8 protein-coding genes are annotated in these 12,887 nt (G+C 41.9%); 5 read left to right on the top strand and 3 right to left on the bottom strand.

The features are described from left to right. Nucleotides 1–2 precede the first annotated feature (2 nt). The 4 genes from BUB11_RS21305 (at nucleotide 3) to BUB11_RS21320 (ending at nucleotide 4,830) form a co-directional block, all read left to right on the top strand. The gene (locus BUB11_RS21305; protein WP_073032084.1) at nucleotides 3–1,124 is read left to right on the top strand and encodes a BMP family ABC transporter substrate-binding protein; all 1,122 of its coding nucleotides are present in this window, start codon (nucleotides 3–5) and stop codon (nucleotides 1,122–1,124) included. Nucleotides 1,125–1,287: 163 nt separating this feature from the next. Continuing rightward, nucleotides 1,288–2,835, top strand: a complete 1,548-nt coding sequence (locus BUB11_RS21310) for an ABC transporter ATP-binding protein (protein WP_073032086.1) — start codon at nucleotides 1,288–1,290, stop codon at nucleotides 2,833–2,835. Further along, entirely contained in the window at nucleotides 2,816–3,901 is a 1,086-nt protein-coding gene (locus BUB11_RS21315) for an ABC transporter permease (RefSeq protein WP_073032088.1), read from the top strand. Before BUB11_RS21310 ends, BUB11_RS21315 begins: the two co-directional genes overlap by 20 nt. After that, complete coding sequence (locus tag BUB11_RS21320; protein WP_073032090.1) at nucleotides 3,898–4,830, top strand: ABC transporter permease; 933 nt, start codon at nucleotides 3,898–3,900, stop codon at nucleotides 4,828–4,830. The genes BUB11_RS21315 and BUB11_RS21320 overlap by 4 nt, the downstream gene beginning before the upstream one ends. A gap of 114 nt (nucleotides 4,831–4,944) precedes the next feature. Here the strand turns inward: BUB11_RS21320 and BUB11_RS21325 are convergent, their stop codons facing one another. From BUB11_RS21325 to BUB11_RS21340, 3 genes are all read right to left on the bottom strand, one after another. Then, on the bottom strand, nucleotides 4,945–7,167 hold the full coding sequence (locus BUB11_RS21325) for an acetyl-CoA hydrolase/transferase C-terminal domain-containing protein (RefSeq protein WP_073032092.1): 2,223 nt from the start codon (nucleotides 7,165–7,167) through the stop codon (nucleotides 4,945–4,947). 819 nt (nucleotides 7,168–7,986) lie between these two features. After that, complete coding sequence (locus BUB11_RS21330; protein WP_073032094.1) at nucleotides 7,987–10,221, bottom strand: acetyl-CoA hydrolase/transferase C-terminal domain-containing protein; 2,235 nt, start codon at nucleotides 10,219–10,221, stop codon at nucleotides 7,987–7,989. 890 nt (nucleotides 10,222–11,111) lie between these two features. Next, nucleotides 11,112–12,443, bottom strand: coding sequence for a peptidoglycan-binding protein (locus BUB11_RS21340; RefSeq protein ID WP_345788593.1), 1,332 nt, complete (start codon nucleotides 12,441–12,443; stop codon nucleotides 11,112–11,114). Between the two features lie 161 nt (nucleotides 12,444–12,604). Here BUB11_RS21340 and BUB11_RS21345 point away from each other — a divergent pair. After that, on the top strand, nucleotides 12,605–12,887 hold a 283-nt coding region (locus tag BUB11_RS21345; RefSeq protein WP_345788592.1), incomplete at its 3' end, for a peptidoglycan-binding domain-containing protein.

The following is a 12,887-nucleotide window of genomic DNA, read 5'->3' on the forward strand; positions in this document are numbered from 1 at the left end:
AGATGAATTTAAAACGAAGAAGTGCAATTTTAGTCACCTTATTGGTTTCGCTGCTTTTGGTTATTTCCGGCTGCGGTGCCAAAACCCCAGCAACTTCAACTCCAGCGCCAGCTGACGCTGCTAAGGAGAAACTCAAGGTTGCATTTGTGTATGTTGGACCAGTAGGGGATGCGGGTTGGAGCTTCGCTCATGACCAGGGTCGCAAATACTTAGTAGAAAAGTTACCACAAGTGGAGACAACGATTATGGAATCAGTCCCTGAGGGTGCGGATTCTGAGCGTGTTATTACTCAACTCGCTGAAAAGGGTAACAAAATCATCTTTACAACCAGTTTTGGCTATATGGATCCGACCATTAATGTAGCAAAAAAATACCCTGATGTTACATTTATGCACAATTCTGGTTACAAAACTGCAGATAATGTTGGGACCTATTTCGGTCGTATTTACCAAGCTCGTTATCTGACAGGTATCACGGCTGGTAAAACTACGAAAAGTAACACTATTGGCTACGTCGCAGCCATGCCTATCCCAGAAGTTATCCGGGGCATCAACGCCTTTACTCAAGGGGTACGCTCTGTTAATCCCGCTGCCAAAGTTAAGGTAGTTTGGACTAATACTTGGTATGATCCTGCTAAAGAAAAAGATGCTGCCAAGAGCCTCCTGACGGCTGGAGCAGATGTCATTGCTCAACACCAGGATACTCCTGGACCTATGCAAGCGGCAGAAGAAGCAGGTAAATATGGAATCGGTTATAATATGGATATGTCCAAGATGGCACCAAAAGCAGTGTTGACATCTGCAGTTTGGAATTGGGGTCCTTACTATGTGAAAACTGTAGAATCAGTTATTAATAAGACTTGGAAAAATGATCAATACTGGGGTCCTATGAGCGATGGTATTGTTGATATTGCTCCTTTCGGTCCTATGGTGACCGATGACACTAAGAAACTTGTTGCAGATGCTAAAGATAAAATTGTGAGCAAAAAATGGGATGTCTTTACCGGCCCTATTAAGGATCAAACGGGAGCTGTTAAAGTCCCAGAAGGTCAAGTAATGTCTGACAAAGATATGCTTTCATTTGACTGGTTTGTAGAAGGGGTAGACGGAACAATCCCCAAATAAAATCCGGGTAGAAATAATTTAACTATCTTTATATAGAGATTATAATAGTAGAGATTATGCTTTGAAGGGTGCTTAAGTGACCTTAAAGCATAATCTCCCATAATTTCGCAGCCTCCTTTTTAAGGTTTCGCCGGAAATTGTTTGTGAATTGAGGGGAACAGAGATGAACCAATCCTTAATCCAATTAAAGGGAATCGTGAAAAAGTTCCCAGGTGTACTGGCGAATGACCATGTAGACCTTGATATTAACCCTGGAGAAATACATGCCATATTGGGAGAGAACGGATCAGGGAAAAGTACTTTAATGTCCGTACTGGCTGGGCTTTACAAGCCAGATGCCGGCAAAATTCTGCTAAACGGGGTTGAACAAAAATTTCGTTCCCCTAGGGATGCCATAGCTTGCGGTATCGGTATGGTCCATCAGCACTTTAAATTAGTCGAGCCCTTTACTGTAGCCGAAAATATTACATTAGGTGAAAAGGGAAATTCCTTTTTTTTAGCGAACAAGGAACTTAAAGCCAAGATTAATGAGCTTGGAAAGAAATATGGTCTGGAGATCAATTTGAATGCCAAGGTTTGGCAACTTTCGGTCGGAGAAAAACAGCGCGTGGAGATTGTCCGTATGCTCTACCGCGGTTCTAAAGTATTGATATTGGATGAACCCACGGCGGTATTGACTCCTCAGGAAGCCGGCGAACTGTTTGAAAATTTACGCAGAATGGCCTCCGCAGGATGTGCCATTGTTCTTATTACACATAAGCTTAATGAAGTTGAGGCGATTGCAGATCGAGTTACCGTGTTACGACAGGGAAAGTTAGCTGGCGTACTTGAACATGACCAAATTAATGCCAAAGAAATGGTCCGCTTAATGGTTGGCAGAGCTGTGGCCTCAAAGTATGAGAGAGACTCTTCTCCTGTGGGTGGGGTCGTACTGGAACTGGATAAGGTAAATGCCTTCAATGACATGGGTCTGCCTTGCTTGCGTAACATGACCCTTTGTGTACGGGAAGGAGAAATACTCGGGCTAGCCGGTGTATCGGGCAACGGACAACGAGAGATGGCGGAAGTCATCGCAGGCTTGCGCCAGGTCGAGAGCGGGAAAGTTCTTTTAAACAACGGGAATATAAGCAACCTCTCCCCCCGCACTATCATTGACCTAGGGGTTGCTTATGTACCTGAAGATCGCTTAGGTATGGGACTTGTACCTGAACTAAATGCCCTGGAAAACCTTATTCTAAAAAATTATCATCAGCCGGAGTACTCAGGGCGATGGTTGTTGAAATCCCAAGCGGTAGCGCATAATGCCGAGACTTTAGTAAAACAGTATCAAGTCAAAATATCCAGCTTGCATCAGCCTATTAAAGTGCTGTCAGGGGGGAACTTGCAGAAGCTGTTATTGGCTAGAGAGATTTCTAGTTCACCCAAATTAATGGTAGTTATTTATCCTGCAAGGGGATTGGATATCGGAGCCACTGAAGCGGTCCATAAATTACTTTTGGAATTAAAGAAACAAAAGACGGCAATCCTGCTGATCTCTGAGGACCTTGATGAGATATTTAAATTAGCAGACCGGGTAGGGGTAGTATTCGACGGTCAGCTAACAGGAGATTTTCCGGTTGAACAAGCTAATTTAGAAGAGGTAGGACTCTTAATGACAGGTTCCAGCTTAGCCAAAGAAAGGATGAATGACAATGAACCGGCTCACCTTTAAACTGGAAAAGCGCTTGACTCCGTCGCCGGTGATGGTTTTTATCATCCCTTTAATATCCGTACTGTTGGCTCTGTTATTAGGAGGGATTTTCTTAGTCCTTACCGGAGAAAATCCACTGACGGTGTATTCGCTTATGTTGGTTGACAGTTTGGGTTCGAAATATGGCCTCACCGAGACCATGGTTAAGGCTATTCCACTGATGTTAACCTCATTAGGAGTTTCGTTGGCTTTTAAGATGAAGTTGTGGAACATTGGTGCTGAAGGGCAACTCTACATGGGGGCTATGGCGGCAACCTGGTTGCCCTTAACTTTTCCAACTCTGCCAGTTTACCTCATGCTCCCGGGAATGATTATCCTTGGAATGATTGCAGGGGGACTTTGGGCACTTTTGACGGCTATTCCGAGAGCGATTTGGAAGGTTAATGAAATTATTACAACCTTAATGCTCAATTACGTGGCGATCCTCTGGGTGGACTTTTTGGTCTATGGCCCCTGGAGAGATCCCGAGGGATCAAATTTCCCCATAACTGCATCTTTTGCGGAGGCTGCCAGGTTGCCTGGTCTGGGTGATTCCCGTGTTCATACGGGTTTGTTCTTCGCCTTAGCCTTGGCTGTTATCCTAGCCATTGTTTTTAAGTATTCCCGCTGGGGATACAGCATTAACGTAATTGGTTCAAGTGAACGAGCGGCGCGTTACGCAGGCATGAATATCAAACGAAATATTTTATTGGTGATGTTCCTAAGCGGGGCAATTTCAGGGTTGGCAGGTATGGCTGAAGTTAGCGGCATTATTGGTAAGCTGCAACATGGAATCAGCCCGGGCTACGGGTATACGGCTATTATTGTGGCTTGGCTCAGCAAACTTAACCCCTTGGCTATCCTTATAGTCTCGGTCTTGTTTGGGGCGTTGCAGGTGGGAGGATACGCAGTCCAGGTAGAAGGTGTGCCTGCCGCTGTAGCTACGATGTTACAGGGGGCGATACTCTTCTTTGTCCTTGGAGGAGAAGTCCTTACTAACTACCGGTTGAAACTGGTGAGCCAGAAAGGAGAGGAATTAAGCAAGTGAGCATCCAAGAATTCTTGATCCCTTTATTGGCAGCTTCAGTGATTGCCGGTACACCGATTCTCTATGCAGCCCTGGGTGAACTAATTACTGAAAGAGCAGGAATCATCAACCTCGGAGTTGAAGGTATTATGCTGATCGGTGCAGTTTCAGGGTTTATGATGGCAGTAACCACAGGCAGCCCTTGGCTTGGTTTGTTAGCTTCCATGCTGGCTGGCGGAGCAGTGGCCTTAATTCATGCCTTCCTAACCATTACACTTCGGGCTAATCAAGTCGTAAGCGGTTTAGCGCTAACTATTTTTGGTACGGGGCTAAGCGGTTACCTTGGTAAGGCTTATATTGGAATTCCGGTTGAGAAGCCATTTGGTGTTATCCCCCTGGGTCCCTTGGCAGATATACCCTACATAGGCCCCATTTTCTTTCAACATGATGCGTTAGTGTACATCAGCTATGTGCTGGTTGTTATAATATGGTATTTTATGTTTCATACTAGACCTGGCTTAAATCTCAGAGCTTTGGGAGAAAATCCGGCAGCTATGGATGCCCTTGGTTTAAACGTCTTTTATCTGAGATATATCTATGTAATGGCAGGTGGAGCCTTAGGCGGTATAGGAGGAGCATACTTATCCTTGGCCTATGCCCCAAGTTGGTTGGAAAACATGACGGCAGGCCGAGGATGGATAGCGGTAGCTCTCGTGATTTTTGCCTTGTGGAATCCATGGCGGGCCTTAATGGGTGCCTACCTTTTTGGGGGGATTGATGCCCTTGGTTTCCGTCTGCAAGTTCTGGGCTATCAAATATCGCCCTTTTTCTTACAAATGTTGCCTTATTTGTTCACAGTTATAATCCTGGTTTTTGTGGTAGCCCGTCAAAAAGGACGTCTAACCGCGCCTGGGGCGTTGGGTCTGTCGTATGACCGAGAGGAGAGGTAGCCTCTCAACTTAAAGGTATAAAATTGCACTAAATAAGAAAACACGTCTATGAGGATAGTTTGTTCCATCTCATAGACGTGTTGTTATTGTTAATCAATAAAGGCTTTGCAAAACTTAGCCTTTTACTTGACTCGAAACATTTATGGGACGTGGAGCAGAAGCCGAAATTACATTGGCATTCCTAAGTGCGAAAACAACTATCTTTCTCATGATTTTCTCATTAATCGAAGAAGGGTGGGCAAGTTTCATTCTGTCCAAGTAGTGCTGAACTGATTTTGGAGTAGGTCTGAAAAGTTCTGCCAACATTCCTTTTGCTAGTTTGAGTCGATTTCCCTTGGCTAGCCCCTTCATGCCTTTCAAGGCACCAGCCAGAGCGATGTCAATTTCTGTTAAATCTGTTCCAAACGGGAATTGTGGAAAGAGCCCATGCGACTGATAGGGTTTAAGCAGGGCATGTATCTTTTGTGGTGTATTATTTCTATACTCCTCAGGAATTTCATAATCCAGGGGGAGCTTTCCTGCCTTTTTCGCCTGTGCTACCAGCTGTTTCTGAAACCTGGAATCAGCAATATTGATCATTTCGGCAATAACCTGCTTTTCCGGTTTACTGCGAATGTCAGCTATCCCATACTCAGTAACTATAATATCTCTCATATGTTTAGGGATTGAACAATGACCGTAACTAAAGACTATATTTGATTTAAGGTTCTGACCAGAACCTTTTGTGCTTTTGATCATGATAATGATCCTAGCATCAGGCAGGACATGGCCCATTGCTACAAAGTTATATTGCCCACCGATTCCACTGACAACTTGACCATTCTCGAGTTGATCTGAAGCAATTGCTCCAAAAACACTGGCGACCATGCCGGTATTTATAAAGCGGGCATCCTTCCGTTGCAGGGTACGCAGTTCTTCTCCGCCATAAAGCTGATTGACCTTCTCGACTGCTGACATGGCAAAGAGCTGTCTTTCTTCCTCGCTCATATCATTGAGGGCTTGATAAAATGCTTTTGGACCTAAAAAGAATGCTCCCAGTATCACTGTACCTTTGAGGAGTTCCTTCCCAAGCAGTTTTCGAATCTCTAGTCTGTTTTTCTCATCATTCATATCGGCAGAGTAGCAGGTCTCTCCGTCGATAATTGTATAGTTTTCATAAGAAAGGCCCTGTTTCAGGATCCCAAATTCCGTGAGAAAAGCGAAGTCTTTGGCCTTAAGTTTTCTATGCAAGGCTTTTATTTCAATGAGTTGGTCGATAATATCAGGAGGGATGTTATCTGCCGCAAGCTTTCCGGCATTGATCAGCTTCATAAGAGGGATGCTTTCAAAGACTTTCCTTTTTAGAATCTTGCTTTTATACATCTGCATAAAAGCATCAACAAACATTTCTGATGAGCCATAAAGCCCCTTTTCGAAAGTGCCTGTATCTCCCCACCGGGCAATCAGTTCCTTATATCGTTTTTTTATGCCAGCTTTCTCCAGGATTTCCTGATACAAAGCATTATGTTCATTGCGCATAATAAGTCCCGAAACAATGGCGTCTCCAAGGGCTCCAATGCCAACTTGAATGGTACCGCCATCTTTGATTAAAGGGCTGACATTGATACCGATCATATGATCTGCCAGGGCGACAGAATCTTTAGGAGGACAGAAAAGTTCATAGTCGAATTGCGGCCCCTGAAGAATCATATCATAGGTTTCGGCCTCTACAACGGCATCTCCATACATAAAAGGCATTTTTTTATTTGCTTCTCCGACGATCACTATTTTTTGACCATTGGCTCTCATTTCACTCATTAAACGAACGGTTTCAAGACAGATATCAGGGTTACAGGCCATAGAATACATAGTTTTGCCATTAATTTCTTTGTAGCCTATAAGTTCGCCAAAAACGTTTGTGCCTAGGGCTAAAGCATCTCGAACAACATGTGTATAGTGAGAAGACAAATGATGCTGTTGGGCTACGGGATTATTGAGGTAAGTACCTGCTTTAGAGTAAAATTCGAACACTTCGACATTTTTCGGAAGGGTACCTGCCCTAAAATCAATCATATATTCAAATTCCGGAACACCTGCAAAAACTCTGTCTACTATCGGTTGCATTAGGCGCCGTTCGAGTTCAGAGTTGCCTTTAGGTATCTCCAGAGAAAGAGCAGTAATAATTTTTAGTTTAATTTCGGGGTCCTTTTTTGCTCGAGAGTAAAGTTCATTGATAAAATGAACTGGCTTCCCTAGGGCAAGAGTCATAGCATAGCAAATATCTTTCCCTATGTAGCTAATAACTTCATCGACACATTTTTTCGCATCGTCATAGATCATTCCCGAGTTTTCTTTCATTTGAATAGTCACCCACCATTTCAACAAATTACAGAAAATGAGAGCATCTTTAGACCGATTGTTATTTACTCGATGAGCCACTTTGTTGTAATAATACTCTTAATCTAACTGCAGCTAACTGTCCTCCAATCCACATGTAATAATTGCTATTTAATAGGCCCATCCGTAAATAATTAACAAAAAATTTAATAATTTACCTGAATGATAATTCATTCAGGTAAATTTTATCATATTTCCCTATAGAATGTAATAGGATTATTCTAAATTGTTTATAAATTTATATTATTCCTATTACTTAATTTTTTGAATTATAAAACGCTATGATTAATAGACGGAGAGAAGCATAATCATAATTAAACTAAATATTATGACAATTATTAGTAAAAGAATGACATAGAAAAAGAAAGTATTTTATGGATAAAAAACTCTCTCAGAAGTACAACTATATATAGTATAACAAACTAATGAGTTTAATAGATCGTTTGATCAATTCCGAGACACCCACTTCTTGTGGGTGTTACTTATTCTACTTAGGTGACGATACTCTCCACCGGACTATCGTACTGGAGACTTACGTCACCGAAGTCTCGATGTTCAGATTTAGCTGAACGAGTTCACTGTTAAAGACGACGAGGTAAAAGTTCCGGAAATTATGAAAAAATGGAAAGTTGACTATTGGACCAAAGAGTTTAGGAAGCAAAGACATTCTTCACAAGAGGAAACAATTCATCGTCCTAAATCCTGTTAGAATCTCGCTCGGGCCATGAAAATAAGCCCCTCAATTGAATTGGGGGCTTTTGTTTTTCGATTAGGTGAAAACTAAAGCGAGTGTTTATCTCTGACCTGATCTAAAACAGGCTTTTGGTTAAGACTCGGTTTCTTGAGAAGATTATTGTTTCTTAATGCGAAAACCACTAGTTTTTGCAGGATCCTTTCTTGCATAGAAGAAGGCTTGAGGAGATCTAATCTCTCCATATAATGATGAGTTGATTCTGGGATTGGTCTAAAGAATTCTTGCAGCAACCCTGTAGCCATTTTTAGACGGTTGCCACTTGAGAGCTTTTTCAAGCCCTTAAGGGCCCCACCCAGAGCAATTTCAGTATCTGTCAAATCCGTTCCGAAGGGAAATGGCTGGAATACTCCGTGGGCCTGATAAGGCTTAAGTAAGGCAGTAATCTTTTCTGGTGTATTATTTCTGTATTCTTGAGGAATTTCATAATCTTGAGGTATTTTGCCTGCTTTCTTGGCCCGATCTAAAAGTTGGTTTTGAAATCGGGAATCAGCGACATTGATTAATTCCGCAATAACCTGTTTTTCAGGTTTGCTGCGAACGTCGGCAATCCCATACTCTGTAACAATGATATCCCTCAGATGTTTGGGTATAGAGCAATGACCATAGCTGAAGACGATGTTGGACTTAAGGCTCTTACCAGAACCTTTTGTACTTTTGACCATCATAATAACCCTGGCATCTGCTAGGGCGTGCCCCATGGCCACAAAATTATATTGGCCGCCAATTCCACTAATAACTCGACCATCCTCGAGCTGATCCGAAGCAATGGATCCCAGAACAGTTGCCACCATGCCGGTATTGACAAAACGTGCGTCCTTTCGTTGCAGGCTTCTCAGTTCTTCATCACCATAAAGCTGGTTAACTTTCTCCACACCGGACATGCCAAAGAGTTTTCTTTCCTCTTCACTCATATCATTAAGAGCCCGATAGAAGGCTTTTGGGCCAACAAAGAAGGCACCGAGGATAACTTGACCACCTAGTAACTCTTTCCCGAGTAGCTTTCGAATCTCCATAAGATTTCTTTCGTCATTCATATCTGCAGAGTATTTAGTACCCTCATCGATAATTGCACCCGATTCATAGGAAAGACCCTTTTTCAAGATGCCGTAATCAGTGAGAAAGACAAAGTCTTCTTCATTTAATTTAGAATGAATTGCTTTCATTTTAATGAGTTGATCTATGATATCAGCGGGGATGTTATCTGGTTCGAGTTTTCCTTCATTAATGAGTTTCATAAGAGGTGCGCTGTTAAAGACCTTTCTTTTTAGAATTTTACTCTTGTACATTTGCATAAAGGCGTCAACAAACATCTCAGATGAACCATAGAGACCTTTCTTGAAAGTTCCTGTATCCCCCCATTCGGTGATTAGTTTCTTGTATCGTTTAAAAATACCGGCCTTTTCTAAAATATCCTGATATAAATCGTTATGTTCATTACGCATGATAAGCCCTGCTACAATAGCATCGCCCAAAGCGCCAATTCCTACCTGTATAGTGCCCCCGTCTTTTATCAAGGTGCTGACATTAATGCCGATCATGTGATCGGGCAGGGCAACAGGATCTTTAGGGGGACAGAAAAGTTCATAATCGTATTGTGGTCCCTGAAGAATAATGTCATATGTATCCGCTTCTACAACTGCATCTCCATACATAAAGGGCATTTTCTTGTTTGCCTCTCCGATGATAGCAACTTTTTTTCCTTTTGCCCTTAGCTCTTTTAAGACTTTTACGGCTTCCAAACAGACATCTGTGTTACAACTCATAGAATACATCGTTTTGCCATCGATTTCCTGATAACCGACTAACTGGCCGAAGACGTTAGCACCTAAGGCTATAGCATCACGAGTGGCGTGGGTGTAGTTTGTAGCTAAATGGTTTTGCTGAGCTTCAGGACTAGACAGATATCCGCCAGCTTTGCAGAAGAATTCGAGCACTTCAACGTTTTTGGATAGCTTTCCAGCTCTGAAATCAAGCATAAAATCGAATTCAGGAACACCTTCAAAAACCCTGTCTGACAGAGGTCCCAAAAAACGTTTTTCCAGATTACTATGGCCTTTGGGTTTTTCAAGCGTGAGTGCAGTAATAATTTTTAGCTTTATTTCGGGATCCTCTTTAGCCCGTCGGTACAGTTCATTCATAAAGATAATGGGTTTACCAAGGGCTAGAGACATACAAAAGGTAATATCTTTCCCTACATAATTGATAACTTGATCAACACACTTTTTTGCGTCGTCATAAATTGTACCTGGCTTTTGATTCATGTTATATCGCCTGCCATTTCATTTAATTATTGGTTGCAAACAATAATGCGCGTTCAAGACAGAATTTTATGAATACTTTGCTTCCAATATGAGGAAATAGGATGTATAGGAATATATTCAATTAAATGAATTTAGATTCATTTAATTGAATATTAACACAAATTACATTATATTGTATATAAGGACAAGTCAAAATAATGTAATAAATTTAGACTATTTTTATCAAAGAAGCATTGAAAAGAACAAAGTGAGTTATACATTGCCGGATTACGTAGAATTGCATCAGATTCTTTAGCGGACCTCTAGATTATTTATCCTTAGAAATTTCAATTGACCTCGTGGAAAATAGACTTTTCTAAGATGACAGCTTAAACAGAAAACTTAAACAAAAAACAACTTGGTTAAAAACCAAGTTGCGGCATTCCGTATTTTACTAACAAAAATAAAACTATCTTTTTTAAAAGCTCAAGAAAGAATCCTCAATCATATTTTCAGAAGCGCCTAACTTACTTACATGATGCAGATACTTAAAAGCATAGAGCAAAAGAACATGAGAAAAAATTGCGAACATAAACGTTTCAGGAATACTCCACCCTGGAAGGTATATCCGTTTGAGGGACACGGTTGTATAATTCATTGCAGTTGCCCATTGACCAGTAGGCAACAGCTTGTATAAGCCAATAAAGATCCATAATACACCTCCTGAATCTATTATGCTAGAAAGAAGGATTTCTATGTAATTGACTGAATCTCTATTGATTTCCCATGCGCAGACACGCTCTAAAGTAAGGAGCTTTCCAACCGGGAAGCTCCTTACTTTAAATAATTAATCGGATTGTGCTCAATCAACCACGAGTTCAAGCATAATGAATACTCGTTAATGAAGGGATTTAGAACTTGCCAATTATAGCATCGTAAATTTTCGGATCCTCCGCACCAAGGTGCCAGATACAAATCCCACGGATATCGTATTTATTAACAAGGTCTAAAAGTGTTCCGAAATAAAGTGCATCCACAAACCAAACTTCATGGTTAATACCAGCAATATCCATATAGGTATAGTGGGGGCCCAGTAAAGCATCCAAGGCAATAGGAACGTTATACTGGTTAGCTTTAGCAACAGCAAAAGAATAGGTAACACTCGTGGCCGTTTGACCTAGCGGCCAATCATAACCCGAAACTGGCACGCCAAGTTCTATCTTATTTCTTGGGATAGTTGAAACCGCATAGGCCAAGACCGCATCGACCCAATCGGCAGGTGCCACGGGTCCAGGATCGCTTCCTTGCCAGTGAAAGTCGTACCCCATGACACGAACGGCATCAGCCGCTTGGCCAATTCCAACATAATCATGTGCTTCTGCGCCGCTCCACGCTCCCGCTGCATCAGTCTTAGCATGAACACTCACAATAAGCAATTTGCTCATGGCATAAAGAGCGGCTTTGAGTTCTCGCAGAAAGACTACAAATAATTCGCGGTCTCTAACAAATAAATTCTCATAATTAATATCGATTCCTGGATAGTCCATTTGAACTGTCTTGCTGACGATGTTCTGAACATGTCTTTGGCGAAGAACTGGATCATTAAGAACTATTGAAATGAGTTCACTGTCAAAACTATTTGTAATAAGTGGGATCACCCTAATTCCATGTGCTCTGGCATAGGAAAGAACGGTACTGCTTTCAGCACCAGGAAAGCTTAGGACATCACCATCAGATGTCATTACATACCAGAAAGGTGAGATTGAATGAAATATCTCCGGGTGATTTTGAACTGATTGAAAAGCTAGAGATTGAACCCAATAAGGTAGCCATCCGCTTACGACACGTGTAAGAACGGGTTCTGGTCCAGGACCAGGAACGGGAATCCTAATTTGTTGACCAATTCTTAATTGATTAGGGTCAACCCCAGAGTTGGCAGCTAATAAACTAGACAGACTGATTTGAAATCTCAAGGCTATTTTGTATAAAGTGTCACCTGCTTGAATTGTGTACATTTGATGGCCTGGCAGTTGACTTTGAAGAGCCCGCCAAGTGAAGGGACCAACAATTCCGTCCCGCGTTAATCCATGATCCCTTTGGAACTGAAGGACGGCCTGTTCAGTCTTCGCCCCAAAAACTCCATCAATTGGCCCAGGGTTATAACCCCATTCCAGTAACAGTCTTTGAAGCTCGCTAACCTCGTTCCCTCGCGCTCCCCGCCTTAAGGTAGTCAATATCGTCACCTCTTTCATTCAATATCAGAGACAATTGCCTGTGATTTACTATTTTATGCATTATTTAAGGGTTAGTGATGATCTAAATAGTAATAATGATTTTAGAAATCAAGGACAATTTACATTGTTAATTAATCCGACATATGCTAGAAAAAAAGGGGGGCTTTGACTTGCATAACAAAAACATAGGTAATTCCAATGGACAACCGCAATGTCCTTTATTAAAAATGGGCTCATCTGGTGCTAACGTGAAAAAGTTGCAAACTAAGTTAGCAGCAGCTGGTTTCAACCCTGGAAAAATTGATGGGATTTTTGGGTCATTGACTAGAGGGGCAGTTCTTGCTTTTCAAAAGAGTAAGGGATTGGCGCAAGATGGAATTGTCGGGATAAAAACCTGGACTGCACTGGGCGTAGATTGTCATACACCAACCCCGCCACCGGGAAAACACTGTC

The sequence above is a fragment of the Desulfosporosinus lacus DSM 15449 genome (genome assembly GCF_900129935.1).
In the GTDB taxonomy this organism is placed as follows: domain Bacteria; phylum Bacillota; class Desulfitobacteriia; order Desulfitobacteriales; family Desulfitobacteriaceae; genus Desulfosporosinus; species Desulfosporosinus lacus.